This window comes from Vineibacter terrae (genome assembly GCF_008039615.1).
Classification (GTDB): domain Bacteria; phylum Pseudomonadota; class Alphaproteobacteria; order Reyranellales; family Reyranellaceae; genus Vineibacter; species Vineibacter terrae.
Map to the genome: position 1 here is coordinate 24,429 of NZ_VDUZ01000029.1, position 18,613 is coordinate 43,041.

The 18,613-nt window shown below is 69.4% G+C and carries 16 protein-coding genes; 8 read left to right on the top strand and 8 right to left on the bottom strand.

The window, feature by feature from the left end; translation table 11 throughout:
* Nucleotides 1–3 precede the first annotated feature (3 nt).
* Together FHP25_RS23290 and FHP25_RS23295 are read left to right on the top strand one after the other, a co-directional pair.
* Nucleotides 4–981, top strand: a complete 978-nt coding sequence (locus FHP25_RS23290; protein WP_147849370.1) for an NADPH:quinone oxidoreductase family protein — start codon at nucleotides 4–6, stop codon at nucleotides 979–981.
* Nucleotides 982–1,287: 306 nt separating this feature from the next.
* Nucleotides 1,288–1,701 (top strand): VOC family protein, encoded by a 414-nt coding sequence (locus FHP25_RS23295; RefSeq protein ID WP_147849371.1) that lies wholly within the window; start codon nucleotides 1,288–1,290, stop codon nucleotides 1,699–1,701.
* Here FHP25_RS23295 and FHP25_RS23300 read toward each other — a convergent pair.
* Nucleotides 1,682–2,545: a protein-methionine-sulfoxide reductase heme-binding subunit MsrQ gene (locus FHP25_RS23300; protein WP_147849372.1), complete on the bottom strand. Its 864-nt coding sequence runs from the start codon at nucleotides 2,543–2,545 to the stop codon at nucleotides 1,682–1,684. The genes FHP25_RS23295 and FHP25_RS23300 overlap by 20 nt on opposite strands.
* A gap of 28 nt (nucleotides 2,546–2,573) precedes the next feature.
* The gene (locus FHP25_RS23305) at nucleotides 2,574–4,007 is read right to left on the bottom strand and encodes an NAD-dependent succinate-semialdehyde dehydrogenase (protein ID WP_147849373.1); all 1,434 of its coding nucleotides are present in this window, start codon (nucleotides 4,005–4,007) and stop codon (nucleotides 2,574–2,576) included.
* 550 nt (nucleotides 4,008–4,557) lie between these two features.
* Here FHP25_RS23305 and FHP25_RS41965 point away from each other — a divergent pair.
* A complete protein-coding gene (locus tag FHP25_RS41965; protein WP_147849374.1) occupies nucleotides 4,558–5,883 on the top strand; it encodes a DUF2325 domain-containing protein in 1,326 nt (441 codons plus the stop codon).
* An 85-nt stretch (nucleotides 5,884–5,968) separates the two neighbouring features.
* Here FHP25_RS41965 and FHP25_RS23315 read toward each other — a convergent pair whose 3' ends face one another.
* Together FHP25_RS23315 and FHP25_RS23320 are read right to left on the bottom strand one after the other, a co-directional pair.
* Nucleotides 5,969–6,802 carry an SDR family NAD(P)-dependent oxidoreductase gene (locus tag FHP25_RS23315; RefSeq protein WP_231712444.1) on the bottom strand — a complete coding sequence of 278 codons (834 nt, stop codon included), beginning with the start codon at nucleotides 6,800–6,802 and terminating at the stop codon, nucleotides 5,969–5,971.
* A gap of 228 nt (nucleotides 6,803–7,030) precedes the next feature.
* Entirely contained in the window at nucleotides 7,031–7,762 is a 732-nt protein-coding gene (locus FHP25_RS23320; protein ID WP_147849376.1) for a pyridoxamine 5'-phosphate oxidase family protein, read from the bottom strand.
* A 154-nt stretch (nucleotides 7,763–7,916) separates the two neighbouring features.
* Here FHP25_RS23320 and FHP25_RS23325 point away from each other — a divergent pair, with 154 nt between their 5' ends.
* Nucleotides 7,917–9,077 (top strand): phytanoyl-CoA dioxygenase family protein, encoded by a 1,161-nt coding sequence (locus FHP25_RS23325; RefSeq protein ID WP_147849377.1) that lies wholly within the window; start codon nucleotides 7,917–7,919, stop codon nucleotides 9,075–9,077.
* Nucleotides 9,078–9,290: 213 nt separating this feature from the next.
* Here FHP25_RS23325 and FHP25_RS23330 read toward each other — a convergent pair whose 3' ends face one another.
* Genes FHP25_RS23330 through FHP25_RS23340 form a run of 3 tightly spaced genes read right to left on the bottom strand, consistent with a single transcriptional unit; the run spans nucleotide 9,291 to nucleotide 14,238 of the window.
* On the bottom strand, nucleotides 9,291–10,403 hold the full coding sequence (locus FHP25_RS23330) for an ABC transporter permease (RefSeq protein ID WP_147849378.1): 1,113 nt from the start codon (nucleotides 10,401–10,403) through the stop codon (nucleotides 9,291–9,293).
* Nucleotides 10,404–10,405: 2 nt separating this feature from the next.
* Nucleotides 10,406–13,168, bottom strand: a complete 2,763-nt coding sequence (rbbA, locus tag FHP25_RS23335; protein WP_147849379.1) for a ribosome-associated ATPase/putative transporter RbbA — start codon at nucleotides 13,166–13,168, stop codon at nucleotides 10,406–10,408.
* Nucleotides 13,165–14,238 carry an HlyD family secretion protein gene (locus FHP25_RS23340; protein WP_231712443.1) on the bottom strand — a complete coding sequence of 358 codons (1,074 nt, stop codon included), beginning with the start codon at nucleotides 14,236–14,238 and terminating at the stop codon, nucleotides 13,165–13,167. Before FHP25_RS23340 ends, rbbA begins: the two co-directional genes overlap by 4 nt.
* A gap of 163 nt (nucleotides 14,239–14,401) precedes the next feature.
* Between FHP25_RS23340 and FHP25_RS23345 the strand changes: the two genes are divergently transcribed.
* Nucleotides 14,402–16,162 (top strand): PHA/PHB synthase family protein, encoded by a 1,761-nt coding sequence (locus FHP25_RS23345; protein WP_269434402.1) that lies wholly within the window; start codon nucleotides 14,402–14,404, stop codon nucleotides 16,160–16,162.
* A gap of 24 nt (nucleotides 16,163–16,186) precedes the next feature.
* On the opposite strand, the gene FHP25_RS23350 is transcribed toward FHP25_RS23345, so the two are convergent.
* Entirely contained in the window at nucleotides 16,187–16,417 is a 231-nt protein-coding gene (locus tag FHP25_RS23350; RefSeq protein WP_147849381.1) for a hypothetical protein, read from the bottom strand.
* A gap of 233 nt (nucleotides 16,418–16,650) precedes the next feature.
* Here FHP25_RS23350 and FHP25_RS23355 point away from each other — a divergent pair, with 233 nt between their 5' ends.
* The 3 genes from FHP25_RS23355 (at nucleotide 16,651) to FHP25_RS23365 (ending at nucleotide 18,501) form a co-directional block, all read left to right on the top strand.
* Nucleotides 16,651–17,136, top strand: coding sequence for a VOC family protein (locus FHP25_RS23355; protein WP_147849382.1), 486 nt, complete (start codon nucleotides 16,651–16,653; stop codon nucleotides 17,134–17,136).
* Nucleotides 17,137–17,211: 75 nt separating this feature from the next.
* Nucleotides 17,212–17,538: an MmcQ/YjbR family DNA-binding protein gene (locus tag FHP25_RS23360; protein ID WP_147849383.1), complete on the top strand. Its 327-nt coding sequence runs from the start codon at nucleotides 17,212–17,214 to the stop codon at nucleotides 17,536–17,538.
* Nucleotides 17,539–17,745: 207 nt separating this feature from the next.
* Entirely contained in the window at nucleotides 17,746–18,501 is a 756-nt protein-coding gene (locus FHP25_RS23365) for an SDR family NAD(P)-dependent oxidoreductase (protein WP_178133731.1), read from the top strand.
* Nucleotides 18,502–18,613: the final 112 nt, after the last annotated feature.

The following is an 18,613-nucleotide window of genomic DNA, read 5'->3' on the forward strand; positions in this document are numbered from 1 at the left end:
GCCATGCGGGCGATGATCAGCGAGAAAGTCGGGGGGCCGGAGAGCCTGGTGCTCAAGGAGCTGCCGTCGGCGCCGGTGGGCAAGGGCCAGGTGCGGGTCGAGGTCCACGCGGCCGGGGTGAACTTTCCCGACACGTTGATCATCGCCGACAAGTACCAGTTCAAGCCGCCGCGGCCGTTCGCGCCGGGCCATGAGGTCGGCGGTGTCGTCGCCGAAATCGGCGAGGGCGTCAGCGCCTATAAGAAGGGCGACCGCGTCATCGGCATGATCGGCCATGGCGGCTATGCCGACGAGGTCGTGGTCGACCAGGGCAACCTGCTGCCGATGCCCGACAACATGTCGTTCGAGGAGGGCGCCGCCTTCACGATGACCTACGGCACCAGCTACTACGCGCTCAAGCAGCGCGGCGATCTCAAGCCCGGCGAGACGCTGCTGGTGCTGGGCGCGGCCGGCGGCGTCGGCCTGACGGCGGTCGAGCTGGGCGCGGTGATGGGCGCCAATGTGATCGCGGCCGTGGGCTCGGACGAGAAGATGGAGATCTGCCGCAAGCACGGCGCCACCATGTTCGTGAACTATGCCAAGGACAAGCTGCGCGACAAGGTCAAGGAGCTCACGGGCGGCAACGGCGCCGACGTGATCTACGATCCGGTCGGCGGCGATGCCTTCGACGAGTCGGTCCGCTGCATCGCCTGGTACGGCCGCCTGCTGGTGATCGGCTTCGCATCGGGCCGCATCCCGGCGCTGCCCGCCAACCTGGCGCTGCTCAAGAGCTGCGACGTGCGCGGCGTCTTCTACGGCGCCTGGCGCGGCCGCGAGCCGGCCGAGGCGCGCAAGAACTTCGACGAGATGTTCGCCTGGTTCCGCGAAGGCAAGCTCAAGCCGCACATCTCGATGCGCTTCCCGCTGGAGAAGGCGCCCGAGGCGATGAACGCCCTGCTGTCGCGCAAGGCCACCGGCAAGGTGGTGATCACGACGCGCTGATCCTTCCTTCCGGGGATCCGATACCAGCGCTTCGGCGTCTTGCGCCGAAGCGCCCGAGCCGAACCGGAGCATTATTGTCATCCCGAGCGCAGCGAGGGATCTCCTGCGAATGGCGCACCGTGCGTCTTTCGCGGGAGATCCCTCGCTACGCTCGGGATGACAGTCATGATCGAGGTATTATCGGAGGCTTGCCGGCACGTCGGCGGGCGAAAAAATTGTCCCGCCCGGTGTCGGCCGGCGGTGTCCTCCCGCGTCCTTGGACCGAAGCATGGTGCTTCCGTTCTGGTCCGTTGAGAGGAGATTGTCATGGCAACCGAGGCTCAAGCGCCCCAGCCCCCCGTGAAGGGTGGCGTCGTGGCCTATCTGCAGGTCGATGGTGCGATGAAGGCCGCCGATTTCTACAAGCGGGCCCTGGGCGCCGAGCTGGCGATGGCCATGCCGCCCGACGACAAGGGTCGCACCATGCATGTCCATCTCTACATCAATGATGGCTCGGTCATGCTGGCGGATGCCTATCCCGAGCACGGCCATGCGCTCGAGAAGCCGCAGGGCTTCACCCTGACGCTGCAGGTCGACGACATCGACGCCTGGTGGAAGCGCGCGGTCGATGCCGGCGCCACGGCGGTGCTGCCGGTCACGGAGATGTTCTGGGGTGCCCGCTACGGCCAGGTGCGCGATCCGTTCGGCGTGCTCTGGGCATTCAATCAGCCGCTGGGCTGACGCGCGTGCTGGCGGGCGGGCGCAGGACGCCCGCCACCGCCGCGGCCATGCAGATGGCGAAGACGACCACGGCCGGCCGGATGCCGGCCGTGAAGGTGATGTTGGCGGCCAGCAGCCGGGAAGGGGGCACGCCCAGCCGGATCCAGAAATAGACGGCCTCGCCGATCGCGGTGCCGGCGGCGGCCAGCACCGCCAGGATCATCGGCCACCACCGCGCCCAGCGCGCGTCGCGAAGGCCGCGCCAGGCCAGCAGGCGCCAGCCCATCAGCCAGGCGAACAGGCCGGCCATCACATAGGGCTCGGCCGAGTTGGCCTTGGTCTGCATGAAGAAATGCACCACGCCCAGCAGCGCCGCGACATAGGCCAGCTGGTGCAGCCGCCGCCAGCGCGGGGCACCGAGGCGGCGCATCATGCCGTCCGTCGACGTCATGGCCAGCGCCGCCAGGATCAGCAGGGCGGAGAAGCCGATGGTGAGATAGATGCGCAGCACGATCTCGAGGCCGACCTTGCGCAGGTCGAAGGCCTCGTCGGCAGCATAGAGCGTCAGGTGGATCGCCGCGTAGGTGAAGGCGGCGACGCCGACCATGCGGCGGACCTGCATCAGGCGCGGCCATTTGAGGATGGCGCGGCCGGGGCTGATCGCCAGCGAGATCAGGATCAGCTTGAGCGTCCAGTTGCCGATCTGGTGCACGGCCTCGTTGACCGGCCGTGCGCCCAGCACACCGCTTTCGTAGCGCGCCGCGATTACAATCGCGGGAACGAAGAGCAAGACGAAGACGGCCAGCTTGAAAGGCGAGAACCGCCCGGCCGGATCCTGCCAGGGCAGGCGGCGCCGTGTGGTCATTGCACGGCGCCGCCGCTGCCGGCCGGGCCTACAGACCGGCCTGGGTGACGAACTTGGTGTTCAGGTAGCCCTCGATGGCCTCCAGCCCACCCTCCGAGCCGTAGCCGGAATCCTTGATGCCGCCGAACGGCACCTCGGGCAGCGCCAGGCCATGGTGGTTGATCGACATCATGCCGGCTTCGACCGAGGCGGCGATGGCGTTCGCGGTCTTGGCCGAGCGCGTGTAGGCGTAGGACGCAAGCCCGTAGGGCAGGCGGTTGGCTTCCGTCACAGCGTCCTCGAAGGAGCTGAACGGCGAGATGATGGCCAGCGGGCCGAACGGCTCCTCGTTCATCACGCGGGCATCCTTGGGCACGTCGGTGATCACCGTCGGCTCGAAGAAGTTGCCCTTGTTGCCGATGCGATTGCCGCCGACGCGAACCTTGGCGCCGCGCTTGGTGGCATCGCCGATCAGCGTCTGCATGGCGTCGATGCGGCGCGGGTTGGCCAGCGGCCCCATGGTGGTGCTCGCCTCCAGGCCGTTGCCGACCTTGATCGACTTGCTGTGCTGCAGGAAGCCGTCGACGAAGCGGTCATATACCCGCTCCTGCACCAGCAGGCGCGTGGGCGACACGCAGACTTGGCCGGCATTGCGGTACTTCGCGCCCGCCAGCAGCTTGCTGGCGGTGTCGACGTCGGCATCGTCGAACACGATCACCGGCGCGTGGCCGCCCAGCTCCATGGTGACGCGCTTCATATGGGCGCCGGCCAGCGCCGCGAGCTGCTTGCCGATCGCGGTCGAGCCCGTGAACGACATCTTGCGGATGATCGGGTGCGGGATCAGGTATTCGGAGATCTCGGCCGGCACGCCGTAGACGAGGTTCACCACGCCGGCGGGCAAGCCGGCGTCGACGAAGCAGCGGATCAGCTCGGCCGGCGAGGCCGGCGTCTCCTCCGGTGCCTTGACGATGATCGAGCAGCCCGCCGCCACGGCGCAGGAGAGCTTGCGCACCACCTGGTTGATCGGGAAGTTCCAGGGCGTGAACGCCGCCACCGGACCGACCGGCTCCTTGATCACGAGCTGGTAGATGCCGTCGGCGCGCGCCGGCACGACGCGGCCATAGGTGCGGCGCGCTTCCTCGGCGAACCAGTCGATGACGTCGGCGCCGGCCAGAACCTCGCCCTTGGCCTCGGGCAGGGGCTTGCCCTGCTCCATGGTCATCAGCGGCGCGATCTTGTCGGCGCGCTCGCGCAGCAGGTCGGCGGCCTTGCGCATCACTTTCGAGCGATCGAAGGCCGACACCTTGCGCCAGACGCGGAAGCCCTTGTCGGCCGCCTCCAGCGCACGATCGAGATCGGCGCGCTCGGCATGCGCCACCGTGCCCACCGGCTCGCCGGTGGCCGGGCTGACGACCGGCAATGTCTTCTTGGAGGCCGCTTCCGTCCAGACACCGTCAATCAACAACAAGACGTTGGGGTACATTCGTCTTCCCTCCTTCGGACCAGCTTCAAGGCTCGAGCCAGCGGACACGATGCCCACCGTCGCCCAGCAGCCAGGGTGATTGGATAGGGCGATACTGGCCCAGCAGCCGGCTCCCGGCAAGTCACGTGGTCGCGTGGACGCGGCCAAGGACTGTCATCCCGAGCGCAGCAGGGGATCTTCCGCATCTCCTCTCCCCGCGAGCGGGGAGAGGAAGGGGCCCATGCCGAAGGCATGGGAAGGTGAGGGGTAGGAACGATCAGGCATGCAGCAAGAAACAGGGACTGGTCGCGCGTACCCCTCACCCTCCCATTGCGCTACGCGCAATGGGCCCCTCCCTCTCCCCGCTCCCGCGGGGCGAGGGGTGAACAGCGCCATATGCGATTGTCCCGCCCCCCGGAGAAGGACTACGTCACACATTCTCGGGATGACGGCGGCCGGTCCGCACGACAGCCGGGTTGCGCTTCTACGATATATCTGAATAGATATATCGAGTCCCTTGGTCTGGCAGTCGATATATCCGTAAGGATATCTCGGCGGGAGCGCGACGCGCATGAAGACGGCGACCTCCTTCGACCCGGCGATCCTGGGCATCAGGCCGCGTCCCGGCGCGCCCGGGCACGTGCTGCAGCTGGCGCCGCTGGGCCCTGTGCTGATCACCCGGACACCATCTCTCGAGGCGGTCCCGGCGCCGACTCGGCGGACGAAGATCTGGGAACTGTCCAAGCATCTGCATTGCTCGATCGTCGGCACCTGCCTGTCGGCCGCCGAGCTGCGCCAGGTCCTGGTCCGCGCCGGCGTGGCCTGCGACGGCAAGACCGATCACGAGCTGCACGGCCAGGGCGTGCTGCTCGCCGGCCAGCGCGACGGTGCCGGCAAGCTGCTGCACAGGGCGCTCGATCGGCGGCATCGGCTGGCGATCAGCCGGTTCGAGAAGGCGCGGACCGAGGACGCGGTCCGCGGCCTATGGCGTGACGCGGTCAAGCGCGGCGACATTCCCGGCGCCTACTGGGCGGCGTTCACGCATCCGGCGACCACCGAGACCCTGGTCCGTGAGATCTTCGGCGAGGTCCATATGCTGTCTCATCTTGTGGGGGCGGCCAACCGCGCCGATATCCGCCGGCTGAGCGCGCTGGAAGCGCAGAACGCCGAGCTGCAGGAGAAGCTGCGGCGCCAGCAGGAGCAGCTGCGCGAGGGCATCACCGCGCGCGATGCCAAGCTGCGTGAGCTCGGCGCGCTGCTGGCGCGCCGGATCGCGGGCAGCGCCCACAGCGATGCGGTGGCGGACGGCGGCGCCGGCGACGAGCAGGCGGCGCTCGAGCGCGTGGTGCGCGACCTGGAGCGGCGGCTGACCTCCGAGGCCGGCCGCCGCGATGCCGTCGAGAAGCGGCTGGAGCGCATGGCCGACACGCTGCGGCGCGAGCAGGAGCAGCGTGCCGCTGCCGAGCGCCGCGAAGCGGCGCTGCGCGACGAGCTCAGGGCGGTCGACGCGCGCCTGGCGTCCAGCGTCGCGGCGGCGCCGGACGAAGCCGCAAACGTGCCGGCTGGCCTGGACGGGTTGTCGCTGCTCTATATCGGCGGACGGCCGAACCAGCTCAGCCATCTGCGTGCCGTGGGCGAGCGTTTCGGCGCCCAGGTGCTGCACCATGACGGCGGCATCGAGGATCGCAGCGGCTTGCTGGCCGGCCTGGTCAGCCGCGCCGACGTGGTGATGTTCCCGGTCGACTGCGTGAGCCACGATGCCGTGGCCACAGTGAAGCGCCTCTGCCGCCAGGCGTCGAAGCCCTACGTGCCGCTGCGCAGCGCCGGCCTGAGCGCGTTCGTGGCGGCGCTGGGCCGCAGCGAGGTGAAGGCGATCACCGCGGCGCCGGGAGTCTGATGTCTTCCGGTCGGGCCGCGGCGCTCCAGCGCCGCATCATGAGCGGCGCTGGAGCGCCGTGGCCCGGCCGAGAGACGCCTTTGCCTCACGCCTTCATGAAGGCGGCGAACGCGTCCTTGTAGTCGGGATGCCAGCGCGACAGGGCCGGACGGTTCTGGATGATGTCTTCAGCCGCCCACTGGATGCGCTTGTGGTCGACCGGCGTCGTGACGTCGTTGTCGGGGCAGATGATGTAGAAATCGCCGGCCGACATGCGCTCGACCATCATGTCGACGACCTGCTCCGGCCACCAGGCGGCATCCGGCTTCTCGGCGCGCCGCGGCCGGGTGATGCCGGTGAACGTGAAGCCCGGCACCAGCAGATGGGCGCTGATCCGGCAGCCGGGCACGTTGCGCAGCTCGTGCGCCAGCGCCTCGGTGAGGACCTTCACGCCTGCCTTGCTGACATTATAGGCCGTGTCGCCGGGCGGGCAGGTGATGCCCTGCTTGGAGCCGGTGCTGATGATGGCGCCGGGCGTCTTCTGGTCGATCATCGCCTGGGCGAAGGTCTGCACGCCGTTGATCACGCCCCAGAGGTTGACGTCCAGGACCCGGCGCCAACGCTCGTAGTGGTCCCACGGGCCGCCGCCGGGCGCCGTGCCGGCGTTGTTCATCAGCACCGCGACCTCGCCGAAGGTGGCGTAGGCGGTCTCCTTCAGGCGCTGCACGTCGGCCAGCTGCGAGACATCCGTGCGCACGGCCAGCGCCGTGCCCGCCGGCGCACCAAGTGCGGCAACGGCGGCCGCGAGCGCCGCATCGTTGGTGTCGGCCAGGCAGACTTTCATGCCCAGCGCTATGAAGCGCTTGGCGGCGGCAAGTCCGATGCCGCTGGCGCCGCCGGTGATGACGGCGGCGCGTCCGGCGGCGAGGGCGGGATGCATGGTCACGGCAATGGCTCCCATCGTGGCGCGTCGGTCCGACGCCGATGCCGCAGTATAGCGCGGGCCTCGAAGTTATCCTTCCTCGGTGGGGATAGGGTGATCGCATCAGGCGCAACGCCGCGGGGGCGCTCGGGATGACAGGTCGAGCTTCTTCCCGATGGTGGAAATCTAGCCTCTATATATATCTGTATATATCGATAAGCGAGCCCGGCGGCGCTCCGCGCGCCGTCACGGCTCTTCGTACTTGTGGTGGTTCTCCAGCATGATCTCGTCGAGCCGGCGGTCAGGGGTGAAGCCGTCGAGGCCATCCGGGCGCGGCACGCCGGCCGGCAGGCGGCTGCAGGGCTCGACCGCGCCGATCACGGTGCGCACCGGGAAGCGCGCGGCATAGATCGGCAGCGCGTAGTCCTCCTCCTCGTCGGCCACGCCCTTGGAGCGGACCTTGCCGACAGCGTCCTCGATCTGCATGCCGATCACGGTCGTGGCCTTCAGCTCCTGCACGGTGCTGGTGCGCAGCGATGCGGCACGGCCGGGGTAGAAGCGGTCGATCATGCGGTCGAGCGCGGCGGCCTTCTCGGCCGGGTCCTCGACGATATGCGCGACGCCGAAGCACATCGCCGAGCGGTAGTCGACCGAGTGGTTGAAGCCGCAGCGCGCCAGCACCAGGCTGTCGAGATGGGTCACGGTGAGGCAGACCGGCAGGCCCGGGCGCTGCGCCCGCAGCATGCGGCTGGCGGACGAGCCGTGCCAGTACAGCCGGTCGCCTTCGCGCCAGAACGCGGTCGCGGTGCAGAAAGGCTGGCCGTCGATGGCATAGGCGATGTGGCAGATCATCGCCGCGTCGAGGATCGCATGGACGCTCGCCTTGTCGTAGCGGCCGCGCTCGTGCAGCCGGCGCAGGCGGTTGCGGTCGTTCCTGGCGAAGGCAGGGGCATCGGTATCGGCTTCAGTGGTCGACATGTGGTCCTCGGCAGATGGCCGCCTGACATACTGTCGCGCGCGCTTCGCGTTGAAGCGCCATTCCCGCGCAAAGCAGCGGTGCCATTTGGCTGGGCGCGCGCCGATTGCCAGGCGCTGTGGCGGCCTTCTATCCTCGGTCCAGGAGGAAACAGCCATGAACCAGCCGATGCGCAAGCCAGCCGTGGATTACGGGTCGGAAGAAGCCGCGATGCAGGCCTACCTGAAGGCCGGCGCGGAGCGGGCGCAAGCACTGGGCAATCGCGGTCCGATCCGCTTCACGCTCGACGGCCGCGTGCACCCGGACATCCTGGAGGCCTATTGGCGCTGCGGGTTCTACGTCTTCGAAGGCGTGCTGCGGCAAGAGGAGCTGGCCGACATCGAGGCCGACCTGCACGCGATCCAGGACCGGCTGCCGGCCGCGCGTGGCGCCGCGCTCGACCGCAAGGGCCGGCCGGCGCTGGCCGCCGACTGCGCCGCCCCGACCTTGCTGTGGTCCAAGCCGCTGGGCGATCCGCTGGGCGGCACCACGCTGGCCAACGGCCGGCACCAGGTGAAGATGTTCGAGCCGACGCCGGCGGCGGATGCGCCCGAGGAGGTCGTCTACCTGATCCTGGGCTCGCTGCAGTTCTCCGAGGCGGCGCTGCGCGTCTATGGCCATCCGCAGCTGCTGGCGGTGGCGGCGGCGGTCAACGGCGACGACTTCGTGCCGTTCAACGAGGCGCTGTTCATCAAGGAGCCGGGGCTGGGCGCGTCGGTGGCCTGGCATCAGGACGGCGTCACGCACTGGGACAGCCCCGACTGGGACCAGGGCACGCACGGCTTCAACTTCATGGCCCAGCTCTACGGCTGCACGCCGGCCAACGGCGTCTGGGTCGTTCCCGGCTCGCACAAGCTGGGCAAGCTCGACATCAAGGCCATGGTGGCGGCCGCCGGCAGCGAGCGGCTGCCCGATGCCGTGCCGCTGGTCTGCCGGCCCGGCGATGTCGCGATCACCAACCGCCAGGCCGTGCACGGGTCCTTCGCCAACACCAGCCCGCAGTGGCGGGTGACGGTGAATTTCGGCTTCCACCGGCGCCGCTCGGTGCTGGGCGTCAAGGGCGGCGGCGTGCACAACGCGCCTGCGGTCTACGACACCGCCCGTATCCGCGAGCGCGCCCGCGTCATCGGCTACGCCATCGACGCCCGCCGCCGGCGCTTCCCCGACGAGGCGCCGTTCGTCTACCAGCCGCACGCCGCCGCCGGCGAGGCCTACACCTGGGACGCCGCCGCCAAGGCCGGGCTGAAGGACTACAACCTGCTCGACCTCAGCATCTGAGGGGCAACACCTCTCCTCTCGCGCTGGGAAATAGACACATTTTTCCTCCCCAGCTTTGCTGGGGAGGTGCCCCGAAGGGGCGGAGGGGAGCCGACGAGATCTATGTGACTGAGACCACGTCGGCTCCCCCTCCGGCCTCCGGCCACCTCCCCCAACTGCGTTGGGGGAGAGTTCACCCGGTCACGCCGTAGTGCCCTCCGGGAGAGGCGACGCTCACCGCAGCGAGGCGCGGAACTTGCGCAGCGAGTAGGTGAACAGCACGGCGCCGATCGCGATCAGGGCGGCGAATTGCGGCCACACCACGCCAAGCCCGGCGCCGCGGTAGAGGATCGACTGGGCCAGCATCACGAAATGCGTGTTGGGCGCCGCCAGCATGATGGTCTGCACGACCTCGGGCATGCTCTCGCGCGGCGTCGTGGCGCCCGACAGCACCTGCAGCGGCAGCAGCACCAGCATCAGCAGCAGGCCGAACTGCGGCATCGAGCCGGCCAGGGTGGCGAGGAAGATGCCCATCGAGGTGGTGGCGAAGAGCTGCAGCGCTGCCCCCAGCATGAACAGCCAGACCGAGCCCTCGATCGGCACCTGCAGCAGGCCCTGCACCACCACGGCCAGCGAGAAGCCGGAGGCCAGCAGCACCACCAGGCCCATCGACCACACCTTGCTGGTCATGATCTCGAACGGCGTGATCGGCATCACCAGCAGGTGCTCGATGGTGCCGTGCTCGCGCTCGCGTATCAGGGCGGCGCCGGTCAGGATGATCGACAGCATGGTGATGTTGTTGATCACGTTCATCACCGAGCCGAACCAGGCCCGGTTCAGCTCGGGATTGAAGCGCGCGCGCAGCACCAAGTCGACCGGCGGCGTCGCCGCCGAGCGGTAGCGCTGCGCGAACGCATCGACCTCGCCCGTCACGATGCTCTGCACGTAGCCGCTGCCGCTGAACGCCTGCGTCATGCGGGTGGCGTCGACGTTGAGCTGGATGGTGGGCGACCGCCCGGCCAGCAGGTCGCGCTGGAAGTCGGGCGGGATGTCGATCGCGAACGTGTCGAGGCCGGCGTCCATGCGCTGGTCCATCTCGGTCGGTGTGATCAGCTGCGGCGCCACGAAGTAGGGCGGGTAGAAGGCGGCGACGATGCGCGTCGACAGCGGCGAGCGGTCCTCGTCGACGATCGCGATCGGCGCCTTGTTGAGCGTCTCGGGCATCGCCGTCGAGGCGCTGTAGACCGACAGCGTGAAGGCATAGGCGATCAGCACCAGCAGCATCGGGTCGCGCGCCAGGCCGCGCAGCTCCTTGATGCCGAGGTTGACGATGTTGGCGATGCGCATGGTCAGCCTGCCTGCTTCTTCAACAGCGCCGCGCTCAGGAACAGCAGCACCGGCACGGCCAGCAGCAGCGGCACGAACGAGGCCGAGAGGTCGGCGAAATCGAGCGCCTTGGAGAAGGTGCCGCGCGCGATGGTCATGAAATGCGTCGTCGGGTAGATCTGCCCGATCAGCGCCCCGGTGCCCTGCAGCGAGGACACCGGGTCGGTCATGCCCGAGAACTGCACCGCCGGCACGATGGTGAGCACTGACGTGCCGAAGATGGCCGCGATCTGGCTGCTCATGAAGGTCGACAGCAGCAGCCCCAGCCCGGTGGCGGCGGTCACGTAGAGCAGGGCGGCGGTGGCGTAGGCCAGGAAGCTGCCGGTGAAGGGCACGGCGAACACGAAGGTGGCGAATGCCGTCAGCAGCAGGAAGTTCAGCATCGCCAGCCCGATATAGGGCAGCTGCTTGCCGAGCAGGAACTCCAGCCGGGTCACGGGCGTGACGTAGAGGTTGACGATCGAGCCCAGCTCCTTCTCGCGCACCACGCTGAGGCTCGCGAGCATGGCCGGGATCAGCAGCAGCAGCAGCGGGATCACCGCCGGCACCATCGCCACCAGGCTCTCGACATTGGGGTTGTAGCGGAAGCGGGTCTCGATCCGGAACGTGTCGGCCGCGGCCTGCTCGCCCAGCAGCAGGCGCGCCTTCTCGGTCAGCCACTTCATGTGCATGCCCTGCACGTAGCCACGCACCGTCTCGGCCCGCTGCGGCATGGCGCCGTCGATCCAGGCGCCGATCTCGACCGGCCGCCCGCGCGCCACGTCGCGCCCGAAGCCGGGCGGGATCTCGATCGCCAGGCTGATCTCGCCGGCGCGCATGCGCCTGTCGAGGTCGGCGTAGTCGGTGAGCGGCGGGCGCTCGACGAAGTAGCGCGAGCCGGCGATCTCCAGCACGTAGTTCTGGCTCACGGTGGTCTGGTCGTGGTCGAGCACCGCGAAGGTGAGGTCCTCGACGTCCAGGCTGATGCCGTAGCCGATCACGAACATCAGGATGACGCTGCCGATCAGCGCCAGCGTGGCGCGGATCGGGTCGCGGCGCAGCTCCAGCGCCTCGCGCCTGGTGTAGCTGAACATGCGCCGCACATCGAAGAAGCGCCGCGCCGGCGCCGCGGCATGGGCGGCCGCTGGCGGCGCTGCATCGATCGCGGGCGCCGCCGCCGCGGGCTCGCCGATCGCGTCCTGCAGGTAGCCGACGAAGGCGTCCTCCAAGGTCGCGCTGCCGCGCCGCGCCACGATGCCGTCGGGCGTGTCGCTGACCAGCACCTTGCCGGCATGCATCAGCGAGATGCGGTCGCACCGCGCCGCCTCGTTCATGAAATGCGTCGAGATGAAGATCGTGACGTTGTCGTGCCGCGCCAGGTCGACCAGGATCTGCCACAGCGCGTCGCGCGCCACCGGGTCGACGCCCGATGTCGGCTCGTCGAGAATCAGCATCTCCGGCGCATGCACCATCGCCACCGCCAGCGACAGGCGCTGGCGGATGCCCAGCGGCAGGGCGTCGGGCAGGGCGTCCATGACGTCCAGCAGGTCGAAGCGCCGCGCCATCTCCGCGATCCGCTCGGGGATGGAGGCGGCCGGCAGCCGGAACAGGCGCGCATGCAGGTCGAGGTTCTGCCGCACGGTGAGCTCGCCATAGAGCGAGAAGGCCTGCGACATGTAGCCGACCCGGCGGCGGACCTGGATGTCGCGCGGATCGACCACGCTGCCGAGCAGGCGGGCGGTGCCCTCGCTGGCGGGCAGCAGGCCCGTCAGCACCTTCATGGTCGTGGTCTTGCCGCAGCCGTTGGAGCCGAGGAAGCCGAAGATCTCGCCGCGGCTGATGCGGAAGCTGACATGGTCGACGGCGGTGAAGTCGCCGAAGCGCACGGTGAGCCCCTCGGCCTCGATCGCGATCTCCGACGAGGCCTCGACGCTGCGCGGCGGGATCACCACGTCGCGATGCCCGCGGCGCTTGTCCTCGGGCAGCAGCGCGATGAAGGCGGCGTCGAGGGAGCCGGCGCCGGTCTGCGCCAGCAGCTCGTGCGGGCTGCCGGTGGCCAGCACGCGGCCGCCATCCATCGCCACCAGCCAGTCGAAGCGGGCCGCTTCCTCCATGTAGGCGGTGGCCACCAGCACCGTCATGCCGCGCCGGCTGCGGCGGATGTCGTCGATCAGGTCCCAGAACTGGCGGCGCGACAGCGGGTCGACGCCGGTGGTGGGCTCGTCCAGGATCAGCAGGTCGGGATCGTGGATCAGCGCGCAGCACAGGCCGAGCTTCTGCTTCATGCCGCCCGAGAGCTTGCCTGCGGGCCGGTCGGCGAAGCGCGCCAGCCCGGTGCTTTCCAGCAGCCGCGCGATGCGCTGCTCGCGCTCGTCTTGCGCGTGCCCGAACAGGCGGCCGAAGAAGTCGACATTCTCGAACACCGAAAGGGTGTGGTACAGGTTCTTGCCCAGGCCCTGGGGCATGTAGGCGATGCGCGGGCAGGTGTCGCGCCGGTGCGCGGCATCAGCCATGTCGCCGCCCAGCACCTCGACACGGCCGTCCTGCACGGCATGGGCGCCGGCGATCAGTGCCAGCAGGCTCGACTTGCCGACGCCGTCCGGCCCGATCAGCCCCACCATGCGGCCTTCCGGTATGTCGAGGCTGATGCCGTCCAGCGCCCGCGTCCTGCCGTAGGCGAGGCCCACGCCGTGCAGGCGCGCGACGGGCGCGCCGGCATCGGCCGCTGCCTGGGTCGGGGCGCTCATTGCACCAGCGTGCCGTGCAGGCTGGCCGGCCATGCCGCCTTGGGATCGAGCTTCACGTAGGCGACGCCGGGCAGGCCTGTCTTGACCTGCAGGATGTACTTGCGCAGCAGCTCCGGCGGGATGCGGGCCTTGATGCGGAACATCAGCTTCTGGCGCTCCTGCGCCGTCTCGACCGTCTTGGGCGTGAACTGCGCGACGTCGGCCACGAACGAGATCTGCGCCGGGATGATGTATTGCGGCGCCGCGTCGAGCACGATGCGGGCCTCGGCCTGGTAGGCGACACGCCCGGCCTGCCCGGTGGGCAGGAAGAACGTCATGTAGACATCGCCCAGGTCAACGATGTTCAGCACCCGGCCGCCGGCCGACAGCACCTCGCCGGGCTGCGCCACCCGGTACTGCACCCGGCCGTCGCGCGGCGATTTCAGCACGCTGTCCTCGATATCGGCGTCGATGCGCTGGATCGTGGCGCGCACCGCGTCGATCGCCGCCTTGGCGTCCACCACCTGCGACTTCGCGGCGCTGATCGCCGCTTCCGTTGCCGCCAGCTGGGCCTGCGCCGCGCCGACCGCCGCCGTGGCGCCCTGGGTGCGGGCCCGGTCGTCGTCCAGCACCTGCAGCGCCACGTAGTCGGTCTTGGCCAGCTCCTCGGTGCGCGCCAGCTTGCGCCTGGCGGCGTCGAGCTCGGCTTCACGCTGCGCCACGACCGCGACCGCGGCCGTGCGCTCGGCGTTGCGCTGGGTCACCATGCTGTTGGCGGTCTCGACGGCGATGATGGCGCGCTGCAGCTGCGCCTCGGCCTCGCGCTTCTGCGCCTGCAGCGTGGCGCTGTCCATCTGCGCCAGCACCTGGCCCGCCTTCACGAAGTCGCCCTCGTTGGCCATGATCTCCTTGACCCGCCCCGGGATCTTGGTGGCGATGTCGATGTCCACCGCCTCGATCCGGCCGTTGCCGCTGGCGATGCCCTCGGGCAGGCCCGCCGGCTGCAGCGCGCGCCAGGCGTAGAAGCCGCCGGCGGCCACGAGCACGGCGGCCGCGATCGCGATCCATGACCTTTTCAACCACGCTGTCACCGCAGGGTCTCCGCGTTGGAGGCGCCGATGTCATCGACATGAAAGTGGGGGCCGCAGCCTGCGCCGGCGCGGCGCGCCGGTCCTTGACCCAAGTCAACGCGCTTGAGCACACCGACGGTAAGCGTGGTTGCATGCCACGGCAACCGCAATAGGCATGGTCCCCATGACAAGCTCGTCAGTGCAAAAAGATGATCCATCCGGCCTCGAAGGCTTCCGGGCCTTTGATCGCATGCGCGAGGCGCTGACGGCGCAGCTCACCGGTGGGCTGTCGCCCGCCGCCCTGGGGCTGGCGCTGTTCGACTGGTCGATCCACCTCGCCGCGGCGCCCGGCAAGCAGGCCGAGCTCGCCAGCAAGGCGTGGCGCAAGGCGGGCCGGCTGGCCGCCCACATGGCGGCCAGCGCTTCGGATCCCGGCACGCCGCCCTGCATCGAGCCGCTGCCCGGCGACCGGCGCTTCCGCGACCCGGGCTGGCAGGCGCTGCCCTACCGTCTGTGGGCGCAGGCCTTCCTGCTCAATCAGCAATGGTGGCACAACGTCACGCGCGGCGTGCCGGGCGTGACGCCGCATCACGAGGACGTCGTCGCCTTCACCGCGCGCCAGCTTCTCGACATGGCCTCGCCCTCGAACGTGCCGTTCCTCAACCCCGAAATCATCCGGCGGGCCCACGAGACCGGCGGCGCCAATTTCGTGCAGGGCTTCCAGAACTGGGCCGAGGACGCCGGCCGGCTGGCGGCCGGCCAGCCGCCGGCCGGCGCCGAGACCTTCGCGGTCGGCCGGAATGTCGCAGTGACTCCCGGACGCGTCGTCTACCGCAACCACCTGATCGAGCTGATCCAGTACGCGCCGGCCACGCCGTCGGTGCAGGCCGAGCCGCTGCTGATCGTGCCGGCCTGGATCATGAAGTACTATATCCTCGATCTGTCGCCGCAGAACTCGCTGGTGCGCTACCTCGTCGAGCGCGGCCACACCGTCTTCTGCATCTCCTGGCGCAATCCCACGGCGCAGGACCGCGACCTGACGCTGGACGATTATCGCCGCCTGGGCGTGATGGCGGCGCTCGATGCCATCAACGCCATCGTGCCCGACCGCCAGGTCCAGGCCGTCGGCTACTGCCTGGGCGGCACGCTGCTGTCGATCGCGGCCGCCGCCATGGCGCGCGCCCGCGACGATCGCCTGGCGTCGGTGACCTTGCTGGCGGCGCAGACCGACTTCAGCGAGCCCGGCGAGCTGGCGCTGTTCATCGACCACAGCCAGATGCATTTCCTCGAGAGCATGATGTGGAACCGCGGCTACCTCGCCGCCGACCAGATGGCCGGCGCCTTCCAGCTGCTGCGCTCCAGCGACCTGATCTGGTCGCGCCTGGTGCACGACTACCTCATCGGCGAGCGCACGCCGATGATCGACCTGATGGCCTGGAACGCCGATGCCACACGCATGCCCTACCGCATGCACGCAGAATACCTGCAGCGCCTCTATCTCGACAACGAGCTCGCCGCCGGCCGCTTGATGGTCGACGGCCGGCCCGCGGCGCTGCAGAACATCCGCGCGCCGCTGTTCGTCGTCGGCACCGAGTGGGATCACGTGGCGCCCTGGCGCTCGGTCTACAAGATCCACTACCTGAGCGACACGGCCGTCACCTTCGTGCTCACCAACGGCGGCCACAACGCCGGCATCGTGAGCGAGCCCGGCCGCAAGCGGCGCCATTTCCGCATCGCCGGCAAGCAGCCGGCCGATCCCTGCCTCAGCCCGGACGAGTGGGTCGCGGCCGCGCCGCCGCGCGAGGGGTCATGGTGGCCGGCCTGGGCCGACTGGCTCGCCGCCCGGTCCACCCCTGGCCGCGTCGCGCCGCCGGCGATGGGCGCCGCCGCGAAGGGCTACGCCCCCCTGGACGACGCGCCCGGGACCTACGTCTTGCAGCGGTAGATCTCCTGCCGAACGAGGAGAGCGCTACCCCATCATGTCGCGGATCGCCTTCAGCACCGCGCGCGCGTCGGACTGCCGTTGCGTCGGGCCGACTTGCGAGCGGGCTGCCGCGTCCAGTATCGGGCCGACGTCGTCCCAGCCCACCGCGCTCTTGACCGCCATGGCCCTGAGCAGCTCGACCAGGATTGCAAGCGCGACCGTGCCCTGCGCCTCAGGGCTCGCCGTGTAGACAGTCGCATCGGCTGGCGTTGGCATGATCATGCTCCTTTGAGCCGCTGGGGCATTGAACCGCACCGGAGGATGAGCAAAGCCCGGGGCCGATGGCCAGATGAATTTCAGGATCCTTTCGCTGCGCCCGAAATGACAGGCTGAAGAAAATCCGCCTGCGGATGTCGGGAGCCGGCAGGGCCGCGCGTCCTTGGCTGTGACGGCGGGGCGCTCGCGCCCTCCGTCGACGTCCACGACGCCTGGCCCTACGGAGAAGAGCGATGTCCAAGATTTCCCCCTGCCTGTGGTTCAACGGCGAGGCCGAGGAAGCCGCGAAGCTCTATGTCTCGCTGCTGCCCGACTCGCGCATCGAGCACGTGCAGCGCAATGTCGTGGACGGTCCAACGGGCAAGGCGGGCACCGTCCTGGTCGTCGACTTCACCCTGGCCGGCCAGCGCTTCATGGCGCTCAACGGCGGCATGCGCTTCGAATACACGCATGCCGTCTCGTTCAAGATCGACTGCGCCGACCAGGCCGAGGTCGATCGGCTGTGGGACGCGCTTTCAGCCGGCGGCAAGGTCGAGCAGTGCGGCTGGCTGAAGGACCGCTTCGGCGTGTCCTGGCAGATCGTGCCCAGCGTGCTGCCCCGGCTGCTGGGCGATCCCGACCCGGCGCGCGCCCAGCGCGTCATGCAGGCCATGCTGAAGATGGTCAAGCTCGACATCGCCGCCCTGCAGCGCGCCCGCGATGGTGCCGCGGCGGCATAGCGGCCGGACCGTCATCCCGGGTGTGTCCGACCGCCCGAGATGACGCCACGTGCGCCGCCATGCGATAACCGCCTGATGGCGACGGGAAACGATCTGCGCCGCATGGCGCTGGCGCTCGAGGGCACGACGGAAGCGCCGCATTTCGACCGTGCGGCCTTCAAGGTCGCGCGCACCTACGTCACCTTGGCGGCCGACGGCCGCAGCGCCAATTTCAAGTTCACGCCCGACGAGCAGGAATTCAAGTGCATGATGGCGCCCGACGCCTTCGCGCCGATCGCCAACGCCTGGGGCCGGCAGGGCTGGACCACGGCCACCCTGGCCAGGCTCGGCGCGGCCGAGCTCAAGAGCGCGCTCGAGATGGCCTGGGCGCACGCGTTGCCGAAGAAGAAGCCGCGGCGTTAGCCGGGCGCCGCTGACAAGAAGCAACGGCTGAAACGGCGCCCGCTGATGTGGGCAGACGCCAGGGGCGCGCCGATCCGGACGAAGCCGCGCGACAGAGCTCTCGCGTGCGCTCTCACCGACGTCTCTCCCTGCGGAACATCGGCGCACAGCAGGCTTCGTGGCTCGGCGCGTCAGCGCGTAGGCTGCCGCGAACCAAGGAGGAGTGACATGGCCAGGCTCAAGGACAAGATCGCGATCGTGACCGGCGCCGCATCGGGCATCGGCGCCGCCAGCGCGCAGCTCTTCGCCGAGGAGGGGGCGCAGGTGCTGGCCGTCGACCGCCCCGAATCGGCGATCAACACCGTCCATGCCGGTCAGGCCGCGATCGTGCCGCTGGCCAAGGACCTCACCGACGCCGACGCGCCCGCCGCGATCATCGGCGCGGCGCTGGAGCGCTTCGGGGCGCTGGACATCCTGTTCAACAATGCCGGCGTCAGCGCCAATGCGCTGGCCGAGGTGATGACCGACGCGCAGTGGGCGCGCACGCTCGAGGTCAACGTGACTTCCGTGTTCCGCATGTGCCGCCAGGCGATCCCGGCCCTGCGCGAGCGCGCCGCCAAGACCGGCCGCGCCCGCATCATCAACACCGCCTCGGTGATGGCGTTCGACACCGACTACGGGCTCTCCGCCTACTGCGCCTCGAAGGCCGGCGTCGCCGGGCTCACGCACACCCTGGCACTGGAGCTGGGCAAGTTCCGGATCACCGCCAACTACATCTGCCCCGGCGCCATCCAGACCGGTATGACCGCCGCCAGCTTCTCCAACCCCCAGATCGCCGCCATCTGGGCCAAGAAGGCAGCGCTGCGCCGCCTGGGCAAGCCCATCGACATCGCCCGCGGCGCGCTGCTGCTGGCCAGCGACGAGGCCGACTTCATCACCGGCCACGGCCTGGTCGTCGACGGCGGCCTGACCCTGCGCACGTAGTTTCCTTCTCTCCGCGAAGGCGCAGGGCTGTCCGGGGAAACTTCCCTTCTCCCGCCTTCGCGGGGAGATTGCGTCGAGGGTTTTGAGCTTCGCCCATTGGCTTGCGCGCTCG

Excerpts from the sequence above, each read along its gene's own strand:
- FHP25_RS23290 (WP_147849370.1), top strand. The coding sequence starts at position 4 with ATGCGGGCGATGATCAGCGAGAAAGTCGGGGGGCCGGAGAGCCTGGTG.
- FHP25_RS23350 (WP_147849381.1), bottom strand. The coding sequence starts at position 16,417 with ATGCCAACGCCAGCCGATGCGACTGTCTACACGGCGAGCCCTGAGGCG.
- FHP25_RS23355 (WP_147849382.1), top strand. The coding sequence starts at position 16,651 with ATGTCCAAGATTTCCCCCTGCCTGTGGTTCAACGGCGAGGCCGAGGAA.
- FHP25_RS23345 (WP_269434402.1), top strand. The coding sequence starts at position 14,402 with ATGACAAGCTCGTCAGTGCAAAAAGATGATCCATCCGGCCTCGAAGGC.
- FHP25_RS23360 (WP_147849383.1), top strand. The coding sequence starts at position 17,212 with ATGGCGACGGGAAACGATCTGCGCCGCATGGCGCTGGCGCTCGAGGGC.
- FHP25_RS23315 (WP_231712444.1), bottom strand. The coding sequence starts at position 6,802 with ATGCATCCCGCCCTCGCCGCCGGACGCGCCGCCGTCATCACCGGCGGC.
- FHP25_RS23330 (WP_147849378.1), bottom strand. The coding sequence starts at position 10,403 with ATGCGCATCGCCAACATCGTCAACCTCGGCATCAAGGAGCTGCGCGGC.
- FHP25_RS23300 (WP_147849372.1), bottom strand. The coding sequence starts at position 2,545 with ATGACCACACGGCGCCGCCTGCCCTGGCAGGATCCGGCCGGGCGGTTC.
- FHP25_RS23295 (WP_147849371.1), top strand. The coding sequence starts at position 1,288 with ATGGCAACCGAGGCTCAAGCGCCCCAGCCCCCCGTGAAGGGTGGCGTC.
- FHP25_RS41965 (WP_147849374.1), top strand. The coding sequence starts at position 4,558 with ATGAAGACGGCGACCTCCTTCGACCCGGCGATCCTGGGCATCAGGCCG.
- FHP25_RS23320 (WP_147849376.1), bottom strand. The coding sequence starts at position 7,762 with ATGTCGACCACTGAAGCCGATACCGATGCCCCTGCCTTCGCCAGGAAC.
- FHP25_RS23305 (WP_147849373.1), bottom strand. The coding sequence starts at position 4,007 with ATGTACCCCAACGTCTTGTTGTTGATTGACGGTGTCTGGACGGAAGCG.
- rbbA (WP_147849379.1), bottom strand. The coding sequence starts at position 13,168 with ATGAGCGCCCCGACCCAGGCAGCGGCCGATGCCGGCGCGCCCGTCGCG.
- FHP25_RS23365 (WP_178133731.1), top strand. The coding sequence starts at position 17,746 with ATGGCCAGGCTCAAGGACAAGATCGCGATCGTGACCGGCGCCGCATCG.
- FHP25_RS23325 (WP_147849377.1), top strand. The coding sequence starts at position 7,917 with ATGAACCAGCCGATGCGCAAGCCAGCCGTGGATTACGGGTCGGAAGAA.